The sequence below is a fragment of the Halobaculum sp. MBLA0147 genome (assembly GCF_041361345.1).
Taxonomy (GTDB): domain Archaea; phylum Halobacteriota; class Halobacteria; order Halobacteriales; family Haloferacaceae; genus JAHENP01.
The window spans coordinates 2,752,649-2,776,275 of record NZ_JBGKAD010000001.1 but is presented as its reverse complement, the minus strand read 5'-3'; the positions used below and the strand labels follow the sequence as shown (position 1 = coordinate 2,776,275).

Below are 23,627 nucleotides of genomic sequence, written 5' to 3'. Positions count from 1 at the left end.
GACCGTCCATGTTGGAACCAGGGACGGCGGCACCGACGTTCTCGCTCCCGAACCAGGACGGCGACGACGTGTCACTGGCGGAGTTCGACGGGCAGCGTGTCGTGTTGTACTTCTACCCCCGAGCGAACACGCCGGGGTGTACGCGCGAGGCGAACGGGTTCAGCGACCACCTCGACGCCTTCGCGGAGCGGGACGTGGCGGTCGTCGGCGTCAGCGACGACCCGGTGGAGGCGTTGGCGGAGTTCGACACGGACCACGACCTCGGGTTCACACTGTTGTCGGACGCCGACGGCGAGGTCGCGACCGCCTACGAGTCGTACGGCGAGCGGACCATCGGCGACGAGACCGTCGAGATCGCCTTCCGGAACACGTACCTGATCGGCCCCGACGGCGAGATCGAACGCGCCTACGAGGGCGTCTCCCCGGACGGCCACCCGCGCGAGGTCCTCGACGACGTCGACGAGATCCGGGCCGGCGAGTAGACGGACGAGGTCCGCGCTGCCGGAGAGATCGACGAGATCCGCACCGGTGAGTAGACACGACGTAGCGTTCCGCCGTGGCGGTGATCACTCCACCGTCCGCTCGCGGACGCGGACACCCTTCCCGGAGAGGTGTTGCATCCGGCGGCGGGCGAACTCCTCCTCGCTGGTGCCACGCGTCGCCAGCACGTACACCACGGCGCTGCCGGAGGGGCGCATCGTCCGCCCGGCGCGCTGAGTGCCCTGCCGCCGACTCCCGCCGAGCCCGGAGGCGACGATCGCCAACTCGGCGTTCGGGAGGTCCAACCCCTCGTCGGCGATCCGCGAGACGATCAGGGTGTCCCGCTCGCCCTGACGGAACGCCTCGAACAGGCGCTCGCGCTCGTGGTGACGCGTCTCTCCGGAGACGAACGGCACGCCCAGCGACGCCGACAACGACTCGCCCTGATCGAGGTAGTCGACGAACACCAGCGTCCGTGCGTCCGGGTGCTCCTCGCGGAGGCGGCGGACGGCGTCCACCTTCGCGGGGTTCGTCGCCGCGAGTTGCCGCTTCGCGCGACGCTCGGCGGCGGCCCACTCGTTCTCGGCCTCGTCGTCGCGCCACGGCACGTACCGGATCTCCACCTCCGGCTCGACGACGTGGCCGGCGTCGAACAACGCTCCCCAGTCGGTCCCCAGCGGTGGGCCGACGAGCGTGAAGATCTCCTCCTCGCGGTCGTCCTCCCGCACCGCGGAGGCCGTCGTCCCGAGCCGGTGCCGGCTCTGGAGCTCCGTCGTGCGGCGGGCCACGTCCGCCGGGACGTGGTGGACCTCGTCGAACACGATCAGCCCCCACTCGCGGGAGTCGAACAGCGAGCGGTGGCGGTCCATCCCCGCGATCTGGTAGGTGGCGATCGTCACCGGGCGGATCTGCTTGGTGCCGCCGTGGTACTCCCCGACTTGGTCCTCGTCTAAGTCCGTGTGCGCGAGCAGTTCCGCGCGCCACTGGCCCGCCAGTTCCCGCGATGGGACGAGGATCAGCGTCTCGCCGCCGATCTCCGCGAGCACGCCCAGCGCGGCGACCGTCTTCCCGCTGCCGGGTGGCGCGACCAACACCCCAGACTGTCTGTCGAGGAACCGGTCGACCCACTCGCGTTGGTACTCGCGTAGCTCGGTCTCCAGGGTCACGTCCAGCGGGTCGCCGCTGTCCAGTTCGCGCTCGTCGCGGACGGGGTAGCCCGCCTCGTACAGCGTGCGCTTGATAGCCCCGACCGCGTCGGCGTTCACCCACGACTCCGTGTCCGAGATCGGTGCCCGGAGGTGCTCCTCCGAGAGCTTCTGTCGGGCGACGTTGCCCATCAGTTCCTCGCGCGCCGCCTCCAGAACGACGTAGCCGTCCTCGTGGGTGCGGAGGACGAACTGGTTGGCGCGCTTCCACTGCTCGCCGATCCACTCCTCGAGGCTCCCCACGCGTCGCGGGAGGACGGAGCGGACGCGTGCGAGCAGTTCCTCCAGCGAGTCGTACGGTGCGGCCCACACGTCCTCCGGTCGGACCTCGTAGAGGTAGCCACGCGTTCCGGGGTCGGTCCGCGTGGAGTCGACGAGGTGGGCGAACTGTGCGAGCCCGGCGCGGGTGTACTGTGTCGGGCGGTCGGCGACGATCTCCCGGCGGTCGGGGAACACCACGAGGCGCTCGCGCTCGGCGAGTTCGCCCCACGACTGCGGGTAGTAGACGACCGGGTCGTCGCTGGTGTCGACCCGCTCGGCGTCGCCCGCGTCGGCGAGTTCGTCCAGCGCCGCGGCCGCGTCCGCCTGCGTCAGGTCGGTGTGGCGGGCCACGACGCTCGCCGTGACGATCGGTCGCCCGGCAGTCTCGACCACGTCGTAGAGTGCGTCCGTGTCGAGTCGCGGCTCCGTCTCCGCGTCGTCTACGTCCGGGGGTGTCCCCTCCCCACCGGTGGACGCCGCCCCAGCGTCGTCTGTGTCCGGGGGCGTCTCCTCGGTGGACGCCGCCCCAGCGTCGTCTGTGTCCGGGGGCGTCTCCTCGGTGGACGCCGCCCCAGCGTCGTCTGCGTCCGGGGGCGTCGTGGCGTCGTCGCCACCTTCGTCTGTCATCACCCGTGGTACGCCGGCGGTGGGTAAATGCCGTCCGCTCGACATCGACGTGTCGCCGGAACCGACTTGCCCGACGAGTCCCTACGGCTGCCGATGACCGACGCGTTGCTCTCGGCCGGTGTCGAACGGTGTCGCCGACGCGGGTACGAGGTCCACCACCCGGAGGACGGCGGGGAACCGCCGGGCGTCGCGGAGCCGGCCGCGGCGGTCGACCCGCCGTTCGGCCCGCCGCGGGCGCTGGCGCTGGAACCGCTCGCGGAGGCGGACCCGACGACCGTGCTCTCCCGGCTGTGGACCAACCAGGAACACGACCGCGGGACGGTCTTCCTCGTCCCAGACGAGCGCGTCGCCGCCGCGGTGGAGTCGCTGCTCGCGGAACCGGTCGGCGCCGCGGACGGCGACGCCGACGGGCGCGTGTTCCACGCCGGCCCCGACCGCGTCCCGCTCGCCGAGGGTGGGTACGCCGCGGTGCCGACCGGCACCGACCTCGTCTGGCGCGAGACGAACGAACCGCTCCCCGAGTCGTTCGGAGAGGCAGAACCGGGAAAGTCCGGTGACGCAGACGGCGAGCCCGGCGACGGCGAGCGTGGCACCGACGACGACAGCGAGAGTCCCGAGACGGCTTCCTCCGCCGAGTCGACGACCCGGCTCGAACTCAACGCCGACGGCGAGCCGCTGGCGGTGTTGGCAGGTGTCGACGCACTCGACTGCCCACCCCGGGAGCGGTTCCCGTACTGTTACGAGCGGGACGCGGACAAGCGGATCAGAGTGCGCGACTACGCGGGGCGACCCGTCGAGACGTTCGGCGGCGTGGCGGCGATGCGCGACGGTGGATTCCGGCCGGTCCCCGCACCGCTGGTCCCCGAGCACATGCTCGCCGGCGACCCGACGGAGTGGTGGGAAGTCGTCGCCGTCGAGTGAGTCGGGCGTCGTCACGCGGATAGAGACAGTCGCGCGAGAGAGCGTCCGCTCGGAACGCCCGTCGTCTGGCGGCGGCGACGGTCGCGTCAGCGGCGTCGGCAGCCCTTCTCCGAGAGCGCGCGCTTCGAGCGGAACCGGCCACCACAGTCGCTACACTCGACGTACGCCTCGCCGGACTCCGTCTCGACACGGTGGCCGGCGAGTTCGAACGGGCGCGTCACAGAGCGGGGTCTGATCCGGCCGGGACACTGCCGGTCGCCCGCGTCGGCCAGCGACGAGCGGAGTTCGATGGTCTCCACGTCGAGCGGCGACCACCGGTCAGAGGCCGCAGCGGACTCGCGGTCGGCCACCTCCGTCCAGCCGGTGACCAACACCGGCGAGTCTGTGTCCGCGTCGCTGACGACCGTGACGACGCGGACCCCGTCGACGACGGCCGCGAACCGCCAGCCGTCGGCGGAGTTGAACCGGAGTTGTCCCTCTCGGATCACGTGTGCGACGAGTGGGAGCGAGACGTACCGACCGGTCTGGCGCAGGCGGCGTCCGAAGTGGTCCGTCTGCGCGTACGCCGACGGATCCCGTGGCGGGAGGTGAGCTCCGTCGTGACCTGTCGGTCGGTCCCGGGCCGTGGGGCCGGCGGGAGCGTTCGTGAGCGACACGCCGTGTGAGTCGGTGGCCGACACGCCCTCGGTGTCGGGGCCGCCCTGTCGGGATGCCACTACCGCCACGTAGTGGCGACTGGTACAAGTGGTTTGTGCCGGTGTGACGCGGTGCGTGGGCCTCGCCGCGACGACCCAGTGTGTGGGCTTCACTGCGGCGACCTAGTGTGTGGTCTTCACCACGGCGACGTGGTGTGTGGTCCTCACCGCGGCGACGTGGTGTGTGGTCCTCACCGCGGCGACCTGGTGCGTCACGACCGTGTCGGTGCGTCGCGCACGGCGGCGCCGCTCTCGGTGTCGGAGAACCGCAGAGAGGGAGAGACCGTCGGCGCGTCAGTTCAGCAGGCCGAGCGACTCGATCTCCTCGACGATCGCCTCGACCGCCTCCTCGGCGTCGTCGGTCCGCTTGCCGCCCGTGATGACGATCTTCCCGGAGCCGAACAGGAGGATCACCACGTCCGGCTCGTCCATCCGGTAGACGAGTCCGGGGAACTGCTCGGGCTCGTACTCCACGTCCTCCAGTCCGAGACCGATCGCCAGCGCGTTCAGGTTGAGCTGGTGACCCAGATCTGCCGACGAGACGATGTTCTGGACGGTGATGTCCGGATCGTCGTCGACCGGGATCGAGAGGCCACGGAGCTTCTCGAAGATGATCCCGAGCGCGTCGTGGACGTCGTCGATACTCTTCGCGCCGGTGCAGACGATCTTCCCCGACCGGAAGATCAGCGCCGCCGCCTTCGGGTCCTGTGTCCGGTACACCAGCCCGGGGAAGTTGTCGGGGTTGAAGTCGGCGCCCGGGAGGTCCTCCGCCAGCGCCTCGAGATCGAGCTCCTGCCCGATCCCTGTCGATGCGACTACGTTCTGAATCTCGATTGAGTCTGCCGGGTCCGTCATGCTCGTCTGTCCTCACGCCTGTTTATAAACCGACGGTTTATAAAGACGGGGGCTTCGGACCGTGCCGCCGCGGGAGTCTCGCGGGTGATCGGACGACTTTCGCCGTCGTCGCGGGTACTTGACTGGGTTTATACCCGACTCTCCGGTTTTCGTCGACCAGCCGTCCCGGCGTGTCCGGGACGGTCGTCCGGCCTCGTGACGGACGGCGCGGCCGCCTCGCGGCGGGCGATCACTCCACACACGAGACATCTCGGTCGCGCTCGTCCGTCGTCTCCCCCCGGTCTTCGCTCTCCGTCGAAGACGCCGTCGCCGTCGGCAGCGAGTCCCGCCGCGCGATGCGGGCGGCGAGTCGGGCGACGGTCTCGGGGCGGCGATCGACGGCCGCCGCGACACGCGTCAGCGACGCGTCGAACCGTACGTGTGCCACGGCCGCGCCGAGCGACGCCGCGTCCGGACGCGAGTGCCAGTCCGCGAGCGACGGGGCTGTCTCACCCGACGACGCCCCGGGGTGATCGTCGGTGCTGCCGTGACTCTCCTCGCCCGGAGTCGAGCCCCTCTCGCTCGACACCGACGTCTCGTCGAGGCCGACTCCCTCCGCGGACGTGTCCGCGACGCTCGACGACCTCGCGCCGCCGACCGCGGCGAGCCCGACGGCCAACAGGTCACGCTGCCACGACTCAGGGGTCGTCTCCTGCGCTGTCGACGACGAAATCTCGTCGGGTACCGGTGTCTCTCCGCCGACACCGGTGTGTGTCCACTCCGCACGAGCGGCACGCAACCGCTCGACGGCGCCGACGAACCGGAACGCCGCTCGTGCCGCGTCCGCCGTCAGCGCGTGGTCGACCGCGGCGGCCTGGACGCGCCGGAGTCGAGCGAGCGTCGCCACTCGCTCGTCGGGGTCCGGCGACCCCCGTGTCGTCTCCTCACGACTCGTCTCCTCACTCGCCACTCTCTCACCCGTCACCTCGGTCTCCGTCACTCTCTCACCCGTCACCTCGGTCTCCGTCACTCTCTCACTCGTCGACTCCGAGTTCGTCACCGTTCACCAGTCGCCCCTGGAGGCACAAAAACCGCCGGAGACGGTTCTGAGACACTCTCTACCCCGGTGTGCAGTCACTCCGGTAGGTTTATAATGATAGGCTCTCGTGTAATTACACATGGCACAGGAGGGGAACGGACGGGGGGACACCGTTCTCCACGCCGACGCCGCCTCGTTGGCCCGTGGATCGGGGCCGGGAGGTGACCGTCACGTGGGGGTGCTGTCCGATCACGCCGTCCAGACGTGGCAACGGACGTTGGACGACCAGTGTGGCGCGACTCGAGACAGACACGTCGTCAGACTCGGGGGGTCGCTCCGGAGTGGCACCGAGAGCCGGGGTGCTGTTCAGACGCGGCCGATGGGACCGAACCTCGACGTAACCGTGGTCGACGAGCCGACGCCGGACGCCGTCACCCGTGCGCTGGACGTGGCACTCGACGGAGCCGACGGAGGGGTGGTCGCGGTCGACGACCTCTCGTTTCTCTTGGACGGCGACGGGTCGGGCGAGCGGCTCGAAGAGTTCCTGGATCACGCCGAGGAGGTCGCCGAGGAGGTTCACGTGCGGTTGCCCGACGAACCGCGGGCGGTGACGACGCTCGCACGGCGGTTCGACCCAGCCGACGAGCGTTGTCGGCGGTGGATCGCGGAGACGGGTGTGACACAACTGCGCGACGAAGATCCGACGAACTTCGGCTACCTGCGGAGCCACTGGCGGGAGGCACGGCGCGGGTTGGAGGCCGTCGAGATGGCGTACCCACAGTCGAAACAGATTCACGAGGCGATTCCCGACCCGGAGACGACGCCGCGGACACTGGGGGCGGCGCTACAGGCGTTCGTCGAGATGGGCGCACTCGGCGTCTGGGGCGACACCGTCGCCGCGAACCGGTACGACATGCGCGGGTACGACCCCGAGATGGTCGCGGCCGTCGGTCGCGCCGTCGAGGAGATTCACGCGGACTGAGCCGCGGTCGGAGTCGATCGCCGACTACCGTCGTTCATACCCGACGTGAGAATTCGTGACCTTCGAGGCGCCTACGACTCGGGGTCGGGAGGCGACAACGAGGTCGCCACGACCCCCTCCTCGGGGTGCATCGTCACCGTACCGAGCCCGACGGTCTCGTCGACCGTCGCGACCGACGCGACGGCGGCCAGTGTCTCCTCCTTGTCGAGTCGTGCCCACGTCTCGCGTTCGATCCGTCGCTGGAAGGCGTCCGGGTCGGTCCACCCGGAGTCGATCTCCGACGGCACGTGGACGACGAACTGGAACTCCGACTCCGTGACGTGGATCCCGACGCCGAACGTGTCACCCGCCGTGGTCATCGACGGGCGTTCGCCACGGACCGACAAGTGCCCGTCGCCACGGCGGCGGTGGTGTCACTCACTTCCGCACCTGTACGGCTCCGCACCCACGCTCACTCGTCACGGTCGACGAAGGTGCGGTACTTCAGGTCGTCCTCGCGGATCTCCTCGACGATCCGGTCGACCAGGACACCCTTCGCGTCGTGGAGCCCGGAGACGCGGTCTTCGAGGTCCGCGAACGTCTCGAACGGCTGCCGTTTCCGCTCGTCCAACACGTTGTTGCGGAGTTTCTTCCCGATCCCCGGCAGGAGGTTGAGTTGGTGGAGTCTGAGCGTGATCGGCTGGGCGTCGTTGTAGAAGTCGACGAACCGGCGCTCGTCGCGCTCGACGATCTCCTCGACGGCGTACTCCAACTCCTGGCGCGCGCCACGCGTCAGGTCGCCGAACGCGATCGACCGCGACCGGTCCACCGTCGAGCGCTCCCCGGTGGGCTCGACGACGAGTCGGTCGCCGATCCCGACGCGGTCCGAGTCGTCGAGTGTGAGTTCGTACAGCCGGAACTCCGACTCCCCCAGCGCGTGTGCCAGCGGCGACTTCTCGTACTGGGGTCTGTCGTCGTCCGGGTGGCCGTGTGCGAGGTAGTCGAGCACGACCGCGTACGAGACGTCCGGCTCGGCCGCGTCGTCCGTCTCGTTCGTCTCGTCGGTGGTGCCGCCCCCGTCGGCTGTCGCTCCGTCACTCATACCCGCCGCTTGGCCTGCCGGACGTATAAACGGCCCCCCGACTGTGACGAGTGAGCGACGATCACGACGAGGAAGTGGTGGTCGTGACGGAGTGGAGGCGACTCCGAAGCGGTGGTGGTGCCTCCGAGGTGGTGGTGGTGCCTCCGAGGTGGTGGTGGTGCCTCCGAGGTGGTGGTGGTGCCTCCGAGGCGGTGACGGTGACTACTTCTCGTCGCGGCGGGCGGTGCGCTCTGCCGCCTCGAAGTCGGTGACGCGCTCCGCGTCGCGGGCTCGCTCGGCGCGGACGAGCCAGTACAACACGAGTGGTGCGAGCACGCCGAGTGCGAGTACCACCACCGCGGTGACCCCGACCGCCGCCATCAGCCGAGGAACACGTCGACGAGGTCGCTCGCTCCCGACCCGGTGTCCCGGTACAGCTCCGAGTAGCCGCAGTTCGTACACGACACCACCTGGAAGCTGTTCGTCTGGACGTCGAACATCTTCGAGAGACCGCCGCCGGTCGTCGAGATCTGCCCGACCTCGGCCTCCGTGTGTCCACACTTCTCGCAACCGTCGTCCGTGGAGGGCTGTGACATCGTCGAATCGGTCTGGGTGTCACGGTAAGTGTCTCGTGGCTGTTCTCGGAGAGTGACGGGGTCGAAGCGGGACGAGCCCAGTCGACCCGACCCGACCGTCCACGAGTCGCCCCGACCGACGGAGCGAAGTGTCCGGACCCGTTGGTGCCGGTATGGTCGACCTCCGGCTGTTCGGGGCGATCCACACGGACCGCCGCGGAAAGGTCCGCTCGGAGTTCGCCCGTGCCGCCGAGGGGGTCGACGCGGTGTTCCTCGAGTACCCCGTCGACGGCTTCAGCGTCCGCGAGGCCGGGCGCGCCCTAGCGCGTGCGCCGCTGGCGACGCTGGGGATGTTGCTCGCCTCCATCGTCCAGTGGCCGCTGTACGCGCTGCTCGTCCGTGGGCCCGCGCCGGCAGAGGTCGTCGCCGCTCGCGCGTTCGCCGACGAGCACGACCTGCCGGTTCACGCCGTCGACGACCACCCGATCACCGCGCTGGCGGACGCCGACCGACCCGTCGCCGTCGCGAACTGGCTCGCACTGGTCGGACTGGTCGCCGTCGCACCGCGTGGCGGACTGCTGGCACTCGCAGCGATTCCGGGCGTCTGGCTGCTCGGGACGGCAGTCGGTCGGCTCGACCGCCGCCTCTGGAGTGTCGCGACGCCCGCGTTGACACTCGGCGTCGGGTGGCTCGCGGTCGTCACCGAGACGCTCTCGGAGCCGCTGGTCGTCGGGAGCGTGTTCGCGCTGTTGATCACAGTCGTCGTCACGCTCGAGGATCGCAACGAGGTGATGGTCGACCGCATCGCCCGCCACAGCGACGCCGGCGAGTACGAGACGGTCATCCTCACGACCGGGCGCGCCCACCTCCCTGGACTCAGGACGGCCGCACGCGACCGAGGCGTGACGGTCGTCCGCGAGTACGTCCCGAAGCTGTTGCGTCGCGGCCGACTCAGGGAGCCGCCGACCGACGAGGCCGCCGCCAGCGTCGCCGACCCGGCGACCGCCGAGGACGTGCTGGGGCGTCGAGTGGCTGCGGGCGTCGTCGACGCCGTCCTCGTCGTCGCACTGGCTGCCTCCACGAGTGCAGCTGCCGGACTCCTCGTGTTCGTCCGAGCGGGTGACGCGACACTGCTGGCGAACGTGACGACGCTGGTCGCCGGGGTCGTCGCCTTCGGCTACTACACGGTCACGGAGGCGCGGTGGGGCCAGACCCCGGGCAAGTCGCTGTTCGGACTCGTCGTCGTCGACACGGAGGGACGACCGATCCAGACGTACGCCGCCGGCTTCCGGACCATCCTCCGCGTCGTCGACGCGACGACGCTGTACGCGCTCGTCTTCCTCGGCGTCTGGCCGGGCCGACAGCGTCTCGGCGACCGGGCGGCCGACACGCTCGTCGCGCGCGTCGACTCGGACGCCGAGACGGACGCGGCCACCGACGAGTCGGTCGGACCCGCGGGAGCGGACGACGCCGGAGAGTCGGACGGTGCCGTCGCGGTCGACGACTGAGGTCGGCGGTACCGTCACCGTCGACGACTGAACTCGGTGGCCGCGCGTGGCACGCTACCCGTCATCTGGAGCGTAGCGCACCGACGGCCGGGAGACGTGGCTTTACGTCGCTCGCGAGCCACCGCCGTGCGTGGAGTACACGACACTCGGCGACACGGGGATGACGGTCTCGAAGGTGTGTCTCGGCTGCATGAGCTTCGGCGACCCGTCGTGGCGCGACTGGGTCCTCGACGAGGAGGCGGGCCGCGAACTCGTCGAACGAGCGATCGAACTCGGGGTGAACTTCTTCGACACCGCGAACATGTACTCGCGGGGCGCCTCCGAGCGGGTGCTCGGCGACGTGCTCGCGGAGTACGACCGCGACGAGTTCGTCGTCGCGACGAAGGGGTACTTCCAGATGCGCGAGGACGACCCCAACTCCGGGGGCCTCTCCCGGAAGGCGATCGAACAGGAGTTGGACGCCTCGCTGGACCGCCTCGGGATGGACACCGTCGACCTCTACCAGACGCACCGCTGGGACGACGACACGCCGATCGAACAGACGTTGCGGGCGTTGGACGACGCCGTGCGACGCGGGAAGACGCGGTACGTCGGCACCTCCTCGATGTGGGCCCACCAGTTCGCGGAGGCGCTGCACACGAGCGACCGGCTCGGACTGGAACGCTTCGCGACGATGCAGAACCACTACAACCTGCTGTACCGCGAGGAGGAACGCGAGATGCTCCCGCTGTGTGACCGCGAGGACGTGGGCGTGATCCCGTGGTCGCCGCTGGCACGCGGGTTCCTCGCGCGACCTCACGAGGAGTTGGAGGCGACCGCTCGTGGGGCGGCCGAGGCGGAGGCGGACCGCCACCCGTACCTCGCGAACGGCGGCCGCGAGGTGAACGAGCGCGTCGCGGAACTCGCCGACGAGTACGGCGTCTCGATGGCACAGATCGCCCTCGCGTGGCTGTTCGAGCGGGACACCGTCGACGCCCCCATCGTCGGCACGACCAGCGTGGACCACCTCGAAGAGGCCGTGGCCGCACTGGAGCTGTCCGTCTCCGAGAGCGACCTGGCGTACCTGGAGGAGCCGTACGAACCGGTGCCTGTCAGCGGCCACGAGTAGCCGAAGCAGTTCGACCGGTACCCACCACGGCGACCCTCCGTCCGATCGAACACGATCGAAAACACCCCGCCAGTTCACTCGAGTTTCTCTCCCAACCGCGTAAGATCCACTCGGTCCCGTATCGTCACAACTATCAACCCCTGGTGACTGTTCACGTACGTCGCGTGAGTGTGTGAGTCGTGGAGGAGGCGGCGTCGATTCTACTACTGCCGTTGCCGATGGGCTTTGTCTAAATACGTTAGACTTAGGTAGTACCACTCAATACCACTGTCCGTGTCCGACAGTAACAGACGGACGTTCCTCAAGCTGAGTGGGGGCGTCCTCGGGGGGATGTTCGCGGGAAGTACAGTCGTCGCAGCCGAGCGGACGGATCGCTTCGTCGTCACCGGAAAGGACGTACCCGCCGACCTGGAGATCGTCCACGAGATGCCGGAGGTAGACGTGACGGTCGTCCGCGGCTCGGAGAAGGAAGTCAAGCGCTCGAAGGCGGTCAAGAAGTACGCGCCGGACGTCGACATTGAACTCGACGAACCGGTCGAGCCGACGGACGTGAGCGAGCTGGACGACGGCGCGCCAGAGGATCCGCTGTCGGTGCTCCAGTGGGACAAGGACGTCCAGAACATCGACAGCGTCCACGAACGGACGCGCGGCGAGGGGACACGCGTCGCCGTCCTCGACACCGGAATCGCGGAGACGCACCCGGACTTCCAGGAGTCGCTGAACGTGGAACTGTCGCGGAACTTCACGGGTGACGGCGGCGACCACAACCCGCGTGGTGTCCAGTACCACGGGACGCACGTCGGGGGGATCGTCGCGGCCGACGACAACGCGACGGGCGTCGTCGGCTCCGCGCCGGGGACGGACCTGGTCGACTGTCGCGTCTTCGAGGCGCTCAACGGCGGCGCCTCCTTCGGCGACATCCTGGCGGCGATCACGTACGCGGCACGGATCGACGCCGACGTGGCGAACCTGTCGCTGGGTGCGTACCCGTTCCCGAAGAAGGGCAACGGGAAGTTCTACGGCGGTGCGATCAACGAGGTCATGACCCACGCCAACAGCGAGGGGACGCTGTTGGTGATCGCGGCGGGGAACGACGGCGCGGACCTCCAGCACGACGGGAACGTGATCTCGCTGCCCGCCGAGGGGGCACAGGGGCTGGCGGTGTCGGCGACGAGCTCCGTCGGCTTCGACCCGGTCACGGGTGAGGCCGACAACCCCGGCACGGCGCCGACGAGCTACACCAACTACGGCACGAACGCCGTCACGCTGGCGGCGCCGGGCGGCGACACGCCGGCCGGTGGTGGGACGCCAGACCTGGTGTACAACGCCTTCCCGCAGGCCGCGGCGGACTTCTTCGGCTTCGACCGGCCGTACGTCTACCTCGCTGGCACCTCGATGGCGGCCCCGCAGGTGGCCGGTGCCGCGGCACTGGTGAAGTCGGAGAACCCGGACTACGACGCGAACCAGGTGGAGGCGGCCCTCAAGCGGACGGCCTCCGTCCCGGACGGCGAGGACAAGGCGTACTTCGGCGCCGGCTTCCTCGACGTCGAGGCGGCACTCGACGGGTGAGGTAGTCTCGCGGTCGGGGCGTCACGCGGCACTCACTTCTCTCGGCGCACGACACGCGCCTGCGATCGACACTCTCGCAGCGATCGCTGCGGACGGCTCACTTCCCGAAGACGGCGGTGTTGCCGCGCGTCTCGACCACGTCGGCGTCGGCGGCGTCGGCCAACTCGGCGGCCAGTTCGTCGATATCGCGGCCGGTGTGGGCGGCACGGAGGAACTTCGCCTTCACGAGGTCGGTCGACTCCAGTTGGCGTGCCAGTTCGTCGGTCACGGCCTCGACACCGTTCTTGCCGACCCGGAGGGTGGCGTCCAGTTCGTGGGCGCGTCGCCGGATGTCGTCGTCGGTCACGGTCGTCGTTCCCGTCTCGGCGTGTTGAACGCTGTGTTTCCCGAGTCGTAGCGTGCCTAGCGTGGTCCGGTCGCCGTCACTCGTACGGGTAGCGGTCGGTCGCGCCACAGTCACACCGGATCACGACGTGACTCCCCTCCTGGAGGCGGACGCGGGCGTTCACGCCGGGGACCAAGGCGGCGTCGCAGGCGTCACAGGTGTAGCGGTCGAACCGTCTGGGGACGCCACAGCGGTTGCGTTCGGCGATCCGACGGGCCAGGCGGACGTACTCGCGGCCCCTGTCGGGTTCGCCGTCGCGTGTCGCTGCGCGGGCGAGGGCGGCCAGGCGCTGGATGCGTTCCTCGGCGATGGTGGCCATCCACTCGTGTGCCCGGCGCCGTCGCCCGAAAGCGGTTTCGGTCCCGCTCTCGACGGAGGAGTCGTGAGACACGCACGCTTCACGGACCCGGCCGGTGCGGTCCGGCGGGGAACGTACCACGGCGACACGGTGGCGTTCGGCGGCCGCGAGTACGACCTCGCACGCGAGGACGTGACACTCTTGGCACCCTGCGAGCCGTCGAAGGTGGTGTGTGTCGGGCGCAACTACGTCGCACACGCCGACGAGCGCGACGCGGACGTCCCCGACCGCCCGTTGCTGTTCCTGAAACCACCCAACACCGTCGCGCCGCCGAACGCGACGACGCCGTTGCCCGCGGACAACCACGTCGAACACGAGGCGGAGTTGGCGGTCGTGATCGACGAGCCGGCGCGGAACGTGGCGCCGGACGAGGCGATGTCGTACGTGCGGGGGTTCACCTGTCTCGACGACGTGTCGAACCGGACGGATCAAGACCGGGAGACGAACTGGGTGCGTGGGAAGGCGTTCGACGGGTCGGCACCCGTGGGACCGTGTGTCGCCGAGCCCGAGCACGTTCCCGACGACGCGGCCGTGGAGTTGCGCCTGAACGGCGAGCGTGTCCAGCACGGGTCACGCGACCAGTTCGTCTTCTCGGTGCCGGAGTTGCTCGCGGAGATCACGCAGTACCTCACGCTGGAGCCGGGCGACGTGGTGTCGACCGGGACGCCGGCGGGCGTCGGGGAGCTGTCGGACGGGGACCACGTCGAGGTCACCGTCGAGGGTGTCGGGACGCTAGCCCACGACGTGACACGGGAACAGACGACGTAGCGAGTCGGCGGCGTCGGAGTCCGTCGGTGCGGGGCGGTGCAGGGCGGTTCGGGGGGGTCGTCGTGTAGCCGCGGTCGCGGAGCGGAGCGGCAGTGGTGTAAAGCGGTGACGGTCGCGGGGCGACAGCGGAGTGGGGCGGTGTGGGGCGGTGCGGGGCAGTGTGGTACGGTGGAGAGCGGCAGCGGTGCGGTGCGGTCGCGGGGCGTGGCAGTCGTGGTGCGGTGGAGAGCGGCAACGGAGCGGGGCGATGTGGGACGGTGGCGGTCGCCGGGCGGTGCGGTGTGGTGCGGTGCGGTGGAGAGCGGCAGCGGAGCGGGGCGGTAGCGGTGCGGTCGCGGCACCGCAAGCCACCGCGAGCGCGCCGCACGGCGCGCTCGCGGCCCTTTTTGATCGAGCTTTTTTCCTCGGGTGGCCGGCGCCCCGCGCCGGCCACCCCGAGGAGTGAAAAAGGTCGGGCTGTAGGCCGGGCGATTCAAATACCGCGACCGACAACCGGACCACACGACAACCGATGAGCGAGGACTTCTACGATATCTTGGGGGTCTCCAGAGACGCCAGCGAGGAGGAGATCGAACAGGCGTACAGACAGAAGGCGACGGAGTACCACCCGGACGTGAGCGACGAGCCGGACGCCGAGGAGAAGTTCAAGAAGATCAAGAAGGCCAAGGAGGTGCTCACCGACGAGGAGAAGCGACAGGCGTACGACCGGATGGGCCACGACCAGTTCGAGCAGGCAGAGAAACGCGGCGGGTTCGAGGACGGCCGCGGGGGCGGTGCCGGCGGGCCGTTCGGCGGTGCAGGCGGCGCCGGGGGTCCGTTCGGCGGCGCCGGCGGTGGCGGCGGCATGGGCGGCATCGGCGACATCTTCGAGGAGTTCTTCGGCGGTGGTGGCGGCCGTGGGTCGCGCGCCGGGAAGGACCTCCGGACGCGGATGGAGATCACGCTCCAGGAGGCCTACGAGGGGACGACGAAGGAGTTCACCGCCGCGCGCCCCGAGCGGTGTGGTGAGTGTGGCGGGCGTGGCTACCCGCGTGGGACGGACGTGCGGACCTGTCCGCAGTGTAACGGCCGTGGACAGGTGCGACAGGTCCAACAGACCCCGCTCGGACGGGTCCAACAGACGACCACCTGTCCGGACTGCGAGGGCGAGGGGGAGATCCCCGAGGAGTCGTGTGCGGTGTGTGACGGCTCCGGGATCACCCGCGAGGAGGCGACGCTCACCGTCGACGTGCCGGCGGGGATCGAGGACGGCCAGACGCTCCGGATGGACGGGGAGGGCGCACCCGGCGAGCGCGGCGCGCCGGACGGGGACCTGCTGATCGACGTGGAGATCGCCGACTCCGACCGCTACGAGCGCGACGGCGCGGACCTCCACGTCACCGAGCCGATCTCGTTCCCGCAGGCCGTCTTCGGCGACACCGTCCGCGTGGATACACTCGGCGGCACCGTCGAACTCGACGTGCCCGCGGGCACCCAGAGCGGGGAGACGTTCCGCCTGCGCGGCAAGGGGATGCCGAAGCTCCGCGGCCGCCGCGACGGCGACCTGTTCGTCCAAGTGCGCGTCGTCACGCCGGAGAACCTCAACGACGAACAGAAGGAGGCGCTGCAGGCGTTCGCCGAGGCCGGCGGCGAGGAGGTCGACGTGAGCGAGGGGTTCTTCGAGAAACTCAACGACTTCTTCTGACGCCGCCGAGCGAGTCGGCGAACCACTCGTCACCGGTCGGCAGTCGACGGTGGACCGTCGGCAGCGTGGAGAAACACCGAGGTGTCCGAGTCGAGTGACGGACGCGGGCGGCGCGTCAGTCGTCCGCGGTCGCGGTCGGCTCCGTCTCGTCGTCCGCACTCTCTGCGTCGTCCGCGGCTGCCGCGTCGGTCTCGTCGGCAGTCGCCCCCTCCTCGTCGCCGTCACCGTCGCGCATCACGGCGACGGAGCCGACAGTGTCGCCGTCGGCGACCTCCATCACCGTCACGCCCATCGTGTTGCGGCCGACGGTGGACACGTCCTCGACGCGAGTGCGTGTCACCTGCCCCTGCTCGCTCGTGACGAACAGGTGGTCGCCGGCGGCGACCGTCTCGATGGCACGGACGGGCCCGTTGCGCTCGCCCGTGTCGATGTCGACCAGGCCCTTCCCGTTGCGGTTCTGGCGGCGGTAGGCGTCTACGTTCGTCCGCTTCCCGTAGCCGTTCGCGGTCACCGTCAGCGTCCACGACACGTCGTCGTCGACCGCCGCGACGCCGGCGACCTCGTCGTCACCCTCCAGCGAGATGCCGCGGACACCACGTGCCGTCCGCCCCATCGCACGGGCGTCCGTCTCGTCGAACCTGATCGCCATCCCGTCGCGGGTGCCGATCACCACGTCCTGGGTGCCGTCGGTCACCTCCACGTCGGCGAGTTCGTCGCCGTCCGACAGCGAGATCGCGCGGATGCCCGTCGAGAGGATGTTCTCGAACTCCTCGCCGGCGGTCCGCTTGATGTACCCCTGCCGGGTGACCATCGTGACGAAACTCCCCTCCGTGAAGTCGCCACAGTTGACGACCGCGGTGATCTGCTCGCCGTCGTCCAAGTCCAAGACGTTCACCATCGAGGTGCCGCGTGCCGTGCGGCCGTACTCGGGTACCTCGTAGGTCTTCAGCCGGTACACCTGCCCGTGGTCGGTGAAACACAGCAGGTTGTCGTGCGTGCTGGCGACGAACGCCGACGCGACGCGGTCGCCCTCCTTCAGGTCCGCGCCGATCACCCCCTTGCCGCCGCGTCGCTGCGGGCGGAACTCCTCGGCCGGGACGCGCTTGACGTAGTCGTCCTCGCTGACGACCACCAGCATGTCCTCCTCGGGGATCAGGTCCTCGCGGGTGACCGTCCCGGTGTCGCGGACGAACCCCGTCCGGCGTGGCTCGTCGTACTCCGCCTTGATCGCCTCCAACTCGTCGACGATCACGTCGAGCAGCTCCGACTCGTCGGCGAGGATCTCCTCGAGTCGCTCGATCCGACTCGTCACCTCGTCGTACTCCTCGCGGATCTCCGTCGCCTCCATCGACGTGAGCGAGCCCAACTGCATCCGGACGATGTGGGCCGCCTGCTCCTCGGAGAACGCGAAGTCCGACTCCAGGGCCGCCCGCGCCGCGTCGCGGTCCTCGCTCTCGCGGATCGTCTCGACGACGTCGTCGACGTTCTCCAACGCGCGGAGGCGCCCCTCGAGGATGTGGGCGCGCTCTTCGGCCTCCGCGAGTTCGTCCTCCGTCCGGCGGGTGACGACCTCCTTGCGGTGGGCGACGTACTCTTCGAGCACCTCCTTCAGCGTCAACACCTTCGGCTGGCCGTCCACCAGCGCCAGCGTGATGACCCCGAACGTCGACTCCAGGTGGTGTTCCAACAGTTGGTTCTTCACCACGTCGCGGGAGGCCCCGCGCTTGAGGTCGATCACGATCCGCACGCCGTCCCGGTCGGACTCGTCGCGGAGGTCCGCGATCCCCTCGATGGTCCCCTCGTTGACGTCCTCGGCGATCCGCTCGACGATCCGTGCCTTGTTCTCCTGGTAGGGGAGCTCCGTGACGACGATCCGCTCGCGGCCGTTGGCGGCCTCCTCCTCCTCTTCGAAGGTGGCTCGCACCCGGAGGCGGCCGCGACCGGTCGTGTACGCGTCGATGATCCCGTCGGAGCCGACGACGTTCGCACCCGTCGGGAAGTCCGGTCCCTCGATCGGGCCCTCTGTTCCCCCTTCGCCGGGGAGGAGACTCTCCGTGTCGATCAACTCCCGAACGTCACAGTCCGGGTTCTCGATCAGGTGGATCGTCGCGTCGATCACCTCGCCGAGGTTGTGCGGCGGGATCTTCGTCGACATCCCCACCGCGATCCCGGTCGAGCCGTTGACGAGCAGGTTCGGGAACGCCGCCGGCAACACCTCCGGCTCCTCCAACCGATCGTCGTAGTTCGGCACGAAGTCGACCGTGTCCCGCTCGATGTCCGCCAGCAACTCCTCGGAGATCGGCGACATCCGCGCCTCCGTGTACCGCATCGCCGCCGCCGGGTCGCCGTCCATCGACCCGAAGTTCCCCTGCCCGTCGACCAGCGGGTACCGCATCGAGAAGTCTTGGGCCATGTTGACCAGGGTGTCGTAGATCGCCTGGTCGCCGTGTGGGTGGTAGTTCCCCATCGTCTCCCCGACGACGGAGGAGGACTTCCGGTGGCCCGATCCGGAGGAGACCCCCATCTCGTGCATCGCGTAGAGGATGCGCCGGTGGACGGGTTTGAGCCCGTCGCGTACGTCCGGCAGCGCACGCCCCGCGATGACGGACATCGCGTAGTCGATGTACGACTGCTCCATCTCGTCTTCGATCCGGACCGTCTCGATCCGGGCGGCCTCTGCGTCTGCCTGTCGCTGGTAGTCGTCCGAACTCATTGGTGTCCCGTCCGTGTCCGTCTGTCGTCGTGCGTCCGCGTCGCTCGGTTCGTCCGATCCGACTCGCCGGCCGGTGACCGGGCCTCACCGCGAGCCCGGCCGCGTCCCCCGTGTCTCCGCACGGTCAGATGTCCACCCAGTCGGCCTCGGGCGCGTGGTCCTTGATGAACTGCTTGCGCGGCTCCACCGCGTCACCCATCAGCACGTTGAACATCCGGTCTGCCTCCGCGGCGTCCTCGACGGTGACGCGCTTCAACACGCGGTTCTCCGGGTTCATCGTCGTCTCCCACAACTGGTCGGGGTTCATCTCTCCGAGTCCCTTGAACCGCTGAACCTGGTCCGGTTGCCCGTCGCACTCCTCGGCGACGATCCGCTCGCGTTCCGCCTCCGACATCGCGTCGTACGTCTCCCCGCGGTAGCGGATCCGGTACAGCGGCGGTTGCGCGGCGTACACGTACCCCGCCTCGATCAACGGGCGCATGTGTCGGTACAGGAGTGTGAGCAGCAGCGTCCGGATGTGGGCCCCGTCGATGTCGGCGTCCGTCATCATGATCACCTTCTCGTAGCGGGCGTCGTCGATGTCGAACTCGTCGCCGATGCCCGTGCCGATGGCGGTGATCATGTTCCGGATCTCGTCGTTCTCCAACACCCGGTCGAGACGGTGTTTCTCCACGTTCAAGATCTTCCCACCCAACGGGAGGATCGCCTGGAACTCCGGGTTCCGACCCTGCTTGGCCGACCCGCCCGCGGAGTCACCCTCCACGACGAACAGCTCGGAGTCCTCGGGGTCGCGGCTCTGACAGTCCGCGAGTTTCCCCGGCAGCGCCGTCGACTCCAGCGCGGACTTCCGACGCGTCAACTCCTCGGCCTTCTGGGCGGCCTTCCGTGCTCTGGCGGCCTCCGCGGCCTTCCGGACGACCGTCTGGGCGGTGTCGGGGTTCTCTTCGAGGAACGTCCCGAGGTGTTCGTGCATCGCAGACTCCACCGCACCGCGCACCTCGCTGTTGCCGAGTTTCGTCTTCGTCTGTCCCTCGAACTGCGGGTCGGGGTGTTTGACCGAGACGACCGCCGTGAGCCCCTCCCGAACGTCTTCCCCGCGGAGGTTGTCGTCGAGATCGCTCACGAGGTCGTGGGCCTCCGCGTAGTCGTTGACGATCCGTGTGAGCGCCGTCTTGAACCCTGTGAGGTGGGTGCCTCCCTCGCGGGTGTTGATGTTGTTCGCGAAGGCGTGGACCGACCCCTGGAGTTCGTCCGTCGCCTGCATCGCCACCTCGATGGCGATCTCGCCGTCCTCGACGGTCTCCGTGTCCTCGAAGTAGATCACGTCCTCGTGGAGCGGCGTCCGCGTCTCGTTGAGGTACTCGACGAACTCCCTGATCCCACCGGAGTAGTGGAACGTCTCGGCGGTGCCGTCGCGTTCGTCGGCGAGCGTGATCTCGACACCGGAGTTGAGGAAGGCGAGTTCGCGCAGCCGCGTGGCGAGCGTGTCGAAGGAGAACTCGCCGGTCTCGAAGATCTCCGTGTCCGGCCAGAAGGTGATCTCCGTCCCGGTGGACTCACCCTCCTCCAGCGGCCGGACGCGCTCGAAGCCGTCCTCTTCCGGTTCGCCGTGGTCGAAGCGGTGCGTCCAGAGGTAGCCGTCGCGCCGGACCTCGACTTCCAGCCACCGCGAGAGGGCGTTGACGACGCTGACGCCGACGCCGTGGAGACCACCGGAGACCTGGTAGGACTTGTTGTCGAACTTCCCGCCTGCGTGGAGGACGGTCATGATGACCTCGAGTGCGGGGCGGTCGTACTCCTCGTGTGTGTCGACGGGGATCCCGCGGCCGTCGTCGGCCACGGACACCGCGCCGTCGTCGTGGATGGTCACCGAGATCTCGTCGCAGTACCCGGCCAACGCCTCGTCGATGGCGTTGTCGACGACCTCGTAGACGAGATGGTGGAGACCGCGTGCGTCCGTGGAGCCGATGTACATCGCCGGTCGTTTCCGGACGGCTTGGAGGCCCTCCAGAACCTGAATCTGCCCGGCTCCGTAGTCGCTTTCGCCTGACATAGGAACTTACCACTGTTTGTGCCTCTCCGGGCATAAACCCCTCGCACGCACGCGCGAGAGCGTGTGTGCGTGTCTCGCTACACTGTGCGCCGACACAGAGCGGACCGGAGCCCGGTGCGAACTCCCGGCGACAACTGCCGGGAGTTGCGGCGTCGGGTGTGCGTAACCGGTGGGGGTTTCGGCCGCGGCGGCACGTGTGGCGAGTGACACCGTCTCCCGAGGGACGGCGCTTCACTTCCACTCGGGTGTCCACACGCTTTTAGCCGGAGCCGCGGTAGAGAGGCGTAGATGACCTCGTTCCAGTCGACACTCGGCGAGGAGGAGGGGATCGCCGACGAGCTGGCCGAGAGCCAGCGGCAGATCTCCATCGCCGAGTTCTTTGAGAAGAACAAGCACATGCTCGGGTTCGACTCGGGTGCCCGAGGCCTCGTGACGGCGGTCAAGGAGGGCGTGGACAACGCACTCGACGCCTGCGAGGAGGCCGGCGTCAAACCCGACATCTACGTCGAGATCGAGGATCTCGGGGACTACTACAAGCTCGTCATCGAGGACAACGGGCCCGGGATCACCAAGGAACAGCTGCCGAAGGTGTTCGGGAAGCTGCTGTACGGGTCGCGGTTCCACGCTCGCGAGCAGAACCGCGGGCAACAGGGAATCGGCATCTCCGCGGCCGTCCTCTACTCGCAACTCACCTCCGGGAAGCCGGCGAAGATCACCTCCCGGCCCCGCGGTCGCGAGGAGGCGCAGTACTTCGAGTTGATCATCGACACGGACGCCAACGAGCCGGACATCAAACGCGAGGAGACGCGGTCGTGGGACCGGTACGGCACCCGGATCGAGTTGGAGATGGAGGCGAACATGCGGGCACGCTCCCAACTCCACGACTACGTCCAGGAGACCGCCGTCGTCAACCCACACGCACGGATCGAACTCGTCGAGCCGGGGCTTGAGGAGCCGATGAAGTTCGAGCGCGCGACGGAGCAACTCCCGGCCGAGACGGAGGAGATCCTCCCACACCCGCACGGGGTCGAGTTGGGGACGCTGATCAAGATGCTGGAGGCGACGGAGTCGTACTCGCTGTCCGGGTTCCTCCAGGGTGAGTTCACCCGCGTCGGCCAGAAGGGAGCGGCGTCGATCATCGACGGGTTCCGCGACCGCTACTACGGCCGCGAACTCGGGTGGTCGGCGCCGGCCACCCACGAGCCGGTCGACCTCGAACGCGCGATCCACGAGTCGGTCGCCAACAAGGGTGCGGCGGCGACGGACGACTTCGCGGCGCGCGTCGCCGACACGCTCGCGGAACGCGAGCGGACCACCCACTCCGGCGTCGTCGAGATCGTCGACACGGTCGCCGACGACGTGGAGGAAGCGTACGACACCACCTTCGGAGACACGGTGCGTGGCAACGCCGTCGCGGCGGCGTGGGGTGCGCTGACGGCGTACGGCGAGGAGATCGACGTGCCGGCGGCGGCCGACCGTCGCCACCGCGAGAGCGACGCCGCCCTCGCCCCGGACGACGAGGTGGACCTGCTCACGCCGGACCTGTACACGGTCGTCGACGACGCGACGACGACACAGAAGGACGACGCGGTGGTCCAGGGCGTCGCCGAGCGGCTCGCCCGTCGGATCGCCGGGGCGAGCGCGGAGGACGCTCCGGCCGGTGGCGGCGGCCCACACCGGTTCACCCGGGACAGACTCGCGTCGTTCGTCGAGGGGGCGGCCGTCGACACCGAGGAGTACGACGACGCGACGTTCGGGGAGACGGCCCGCGAGAACGTCACCGAGGCGTTGTGGGCGCGGATGGAGACCGTGCCGGACGACCCGCCGAAGGTGGACGCCGTCGCGGCGGATCGCGACACCGCCTCGGACCTGTTGGAGGCGATGCGGGCCGCGGACGTGATCTCGCCGCCGACGGACTGTCTCGCGCCGATCACCGAGGAGTTGGTCGAGGAGGGGCTCCGCAAGGAGTTCGACGCGGACTTCTACGCCGCCGCGACGCGAGACGCGGAGGTGTCGGGCGGGGACCCGTTCGTCGTCGAGGCGGGGATCGCCTACGGCGGCGACCTCGAAGACGGCGGCCAGGTGGACGTGTTGCGGTTCGCGAACCGCGTCCCGCTGGTGTACCAGCGCGGGGCGTGTGCGACGACGGACGTGGTCAAACGGATCGGCTGGCGCAACTACGGGCTCGACCAGCCCGGCGGGAGCGGCGTGCCACAGGGGCCGGCGGTGATCTCGATCCACGTCGCCTCCACGAACGTGCCGTTCACCAGCGAGTCGAAGGACGCCGTCGCCAACGTCCCGGAGATCGAAGACGAGATCGAACTCGCGATCCGCGAGGCGGCCCGCGAGCTGAAGTCGTTCCTCAACGAGCGTCGCTCGCTGCGCAAGCGGCGGCAGAAACAGGACGTGCTCGGTCGCATCCTCCCGGAGATGGCCGAGAAGGTCGCGGAGGTGACGGACCGCGAGGAGCCGGAGATCGGCGGCGCCCTGGCGCGGATCATGAACAACGTCGCCGTCGAGCGCGAACGTGACGGGGAGACGGTGACGCTGTCGGTCCGTAACCACACGGACACGACGGAGGCGCCGGACGTGACGGAGATCGTCGACGCGGAGCCGAGCGACGTGCCCGAGGCCGTGACCGTCGTGGAGATGGACGGGGAGTGGTTCCTGAAGTGGGCACCGGAGGTACCGGGCGGCGAGACGGCGAGTATCGAGTACACCGCGGCGACGGACGCGACCCACCAGGTCAGCGTCGACGGGGTGGCCGACGAGAAGCTGACCGTCGGCGGGACGGACTGACGA

21 protein-coding genes are annotated in these 23,627 nt (G+C 69.2%); 9 read left to right on the top strand and 12 right to left on the bottom strand.

What is annotated here, in order from left to right; translation table 11 throughout:
• Positions 1-8 precede the first annotated feature (8 nt).
• Positions 9-482, top strand: a complete 474-nt coding sequence (locus RYH80_RS13370) for a peroxiredoxin (protein WP_370904381.1) — start codon at positions 9-11, stop codon at positions 480-482.
• 84 nt (positions 483-566) lie between these two features.
• Here RYH80_RS13370 and RYH80_RS13365 read toward each other — a convergent pair whose 3' ends face one another.
• Positions 567-2,573 carry a DEAD/DEAH box helicase family protein gene (locus RYH80_RS13365; RefSeq protein ID WP_370904380.1) on the bottom strand — a complete coding sequence of 669 codons (2,007 nt, stop codon included), beginning with the start codon at positions 2,571-2,573 and terminating at the stop codon, positions 567-569.
• A 93-nt stretch (positions 2,574-2,666) separates the two neighbouring features.
• Here RYH80_RS13365 and RYH80_RS13360 point away from each other — a divergent pair, with 93 nt between their 5' ends.
• Positions 2,667-3,494 (top strand): hypothetical protein, encoded by an 828-nt coding sequence (locus tag RYH80_RS13360; protein WP_370904379.1) that lies wholly within the window; start codon positions 2,667-2,669, stop codon positions 3,492-3,494.
• A gap of 86 nt (positions 3,495-3,580) precedes the next feature.
• Here RYH80_RS13360 and RYH80_RS13355 read toward each other — a convergent pair whose 3' ends face one another.
• The 3 genes from RYH80_RS13355 to RYH80_RS13345 all read right to left on the bottom strand — a co-directional run bounded on the left by RYH80_RS13355 (position 3,581) and on the right by RYH80_RS13345 (position 6,083).
• Positions 3,581-4,210 carry a hypothetical protein gene (locus RYH80_RS13355; protein WP_370904378.1) on the bottom strand — a complete coding sequence of 210 codons (630 nt, stop codon included), beginning with the start codon at positions 4,208-4,210 and terminating at the stop codon, positions 3,581-3,583.
• 273 nt (positions 4,211-4,483) lie between these two features.
• Positions 4,484-5,044, bottom strand: coding sequence for a TATA-box-binding protein (locus tag RYH80_RS13350; protein WP_370904377.1), 561 nt, complete (start codon positions 5,042-5,044; stop codon positions 4,484-4,486).
• 229 nt (positions 5,045-5,273) lie between these two features.
• Positions 5,274-6,083 (bottom strand): hypothetical protein, encoded by an 810-nt coding sequence (locus RYH80_RS13345; protein ID WP_370904376.1) that lies wholly within the window; start codon positions 6,081-6,083, stop codon positions 5,274-5,276.
• A 118-nt stretch (positions 6,084-6,201) separates the two neighbouring features.
• On the opposite strand from RYH80_RS13345, the gene RYH80_RS13340 reads away from it, so the two are divergent.
• On the top strand, positions 6,202-7,044 hold the full coding sequence (locus RYH80_RS13340) for a hypothetical protein (protein ID WP_370904375.1): 843 nt from the start codon (positions 6,202-6,204) through the stop codon (positions 7,042-7,044).
• 71 nt (positions 7,045-7,115) lie between these two features.
• Here the strand turns inward: RYH80_RS13340 and RYH80_RS13335 are convergent, their stop codons facing one another.
• From RYH80_RS13335 to RYH80_RS13320, 4 genes are all read right to left on the bottom strand, one after another.
• A complete protein-coding gene (locus tag RYH80_RS13335) occupies positions 7,116-7,403 on the bottom strand; it encodes a DUF8124 family protein (protein WP_370904374.1) in 288 nt (95 codons plus the stop codon).
• A gap of 92 nt (positions 7,404-7,495) precedes the next feature.
• Complete coding sequence (locus tag RYH80_RS13330) at positions 7,496-8,125, bottom strand: DUF655 domain-containing protein (protein ID WP_370904373.1); 630 nt, start codon at positions 8,123-8,125, stop codon at positions 7,496-7,498.
• A 201-nt stretch (positions 8,126-8,326) separates the two neighbouring features.
• Positions 8,327-8,485 (bottom strand): DUF8143 family protein, encoded by a 159-nt coding sequence (locus tag RYH80_RS13325; RefSeq protein WP_370904372.1) that lies wholly within the window; start codon positions 8,483-8,485, stop codon positions 8,327-8,329.
• Positions 8,485-8,700 (bottom strand): zinc ribbon domain-containing protein, encoded by a 216-nt coding sequence (locus RYH80_RS13320; protein ID WP_370904371.1) that lies wholly within the window; start codon positions 8,698-8,700, stop codon positions 8,485-8,487. Before RYH80_RS13320 ends, RYH80_RS13325 begins: the two co-directional genes overlap by 1 nt.
• A gap of 152 nt (positions 8,701-8,852) precedes the next feature.
• On the opposite strand from RYH80_RS13320, the gene RYH80_RS13315 reads away from it, so the two are divergent.
• From RYH80_RS13315 to RYH80_RS13305, 3 genes are all read left to right on the top strand, one after another.
• Positions 8,853-10,187 carry an RDD family protein gene (locus RYH80_RS13315; RefSeq protein WP_370904369.1) on the top strand — a complete coding sequence of 445 codons (1,335 nt, stop codon included), beginning with the start codon at positions 8,853-8,855 and terminating at the stop codon, positions 10,185-10,187.
• A gap of 130 nt (positions 10,188-10,317) precedes the next feature.
• On the top strand, positions 10,318-11,295 hold the full coding sequence (locus RYH80_RS13310) for an aldo/keto reductase (protein WP_370904368.1): 978 nt from the start codon (positions 10,318-10,320) through the stop codon (positions 11,293-11,295).
• Between the two features lie 273 nt (positions 11,296-11,568).
• Positions 11,569-12,864, top strand: a complete 1,296-nt coding sequence (locus RYH80_RS13305) for a S8 family serine peptidase (RefSeq protein ID WP_370904367.1) — start codon at positions 11,569-11,571, stop codon at positions 12,862-12,864.
• Positions 12,865-12,961: 97 nt separating this feature from the next.
• Here RYH80_RS13305 and RYH80_RS13300 read toward each other — a convergent pair whose 3' ends face one another.
• A complete protein-coding gene (locus RYH80_RS13300) occupies positions 12,962-13,210 on the bottom strand; it encodes a YhbY family RNA-binding protein (protein ID WP_370904366.1) in 249 nt (82 codons plus the stop codon).
• Between the two features lie 76 nt (positions 13,211-13,286).
• Positions 13,287-13,568, bottom strand: coding sequence for a ribonuclease P protein component 4 (locus tag RYH80_RS13295; RefSeq protein WP_370904365.1), 282 nt, complete (start codon positions 13,566-13,568; stop codon positions 13,287-13,289).
• Positions 13,569-13,631: 63 nt separating this feature from the next.
• Here RYH80_RS13295 and RYH80_RS13290 point away from each other — a divergent pair, with 63 nt between their 5' ends.
• Positions 13,632-14,375: a fumarylacetoacetate hydrolase family protein gene (locus tag RYH80_RS13290; RefSeq protein WP_370904364.1), complete on the top strand. Its 744-nt coding sequence runs from the start codon at positions 13,632-13,634 to the stop codon at positions 14,373-14,375.
• 511 nt (positions 14,376-14,886) lie between these two features.
• A complete protein-coding gene (dnaJ, locus tag RYH80_RS13285; protein WP_370904363.1) occupies positions 14,887-16,059 on the top strand; it encodes a molecular chaperone DnaJ in 1,173 nt (390 codons plus the stop codon).
• A gap of 115 nt (positions 16,060-16,174) precedes the next feature.
• Here dnaJ and gyrA read toward each other — a convergent pair whose 3' ends face one another.
• Together gyrA and gyrB are read right to left on the bottom strand one after the other, a co-directional pair.
• Positions 16,175-18,772 carry a DNA gyrase subunit A gene (gene gyrA / locus RYH80_RS13280; RefSeq protein WP_370904362.1) on the bottom strand — a complete coding sequence of 866 codons (2,598 nt, stop codon included), beginning with the start codon at positions 18,770-18,772 and terminating at the stop codon, positions 16,175-16,177.
• A gap of 124 nt (positions 18,773-18,896) precedes the next feature.
• Positions 18,897-20,825, bottom strand: coding sequence for a DNA topoisomerase (ATP-hydrolyzing) subunit B (gene gyrB, locus RYH80_RS13275; RefSeq protein ID WP_370904361.1), 1,929 nt, complete (start codon positions 20,823-20,825; stop codon positions 18,897-18,899).
• A gap of 288 nt (positions 20,826-21,113) precedes the next feature.
• On the opposite strand from gyrB, the gene RYH80_RS13270 reads away from it, so the two are divergent.
• Complete coding sequence (locus RYH80_RS13270) at positions 21,114-23,624, top strand: DNA topoisomerase VI subunit B (protein WP_370904360.1); 2,511 nt, start codon at positions 21,114-21,116, stop codon at positions 23,622-23,624.
• The last annotated feature ends 3 nt before the right edge of the window (positions 23,625-23,627 follow it).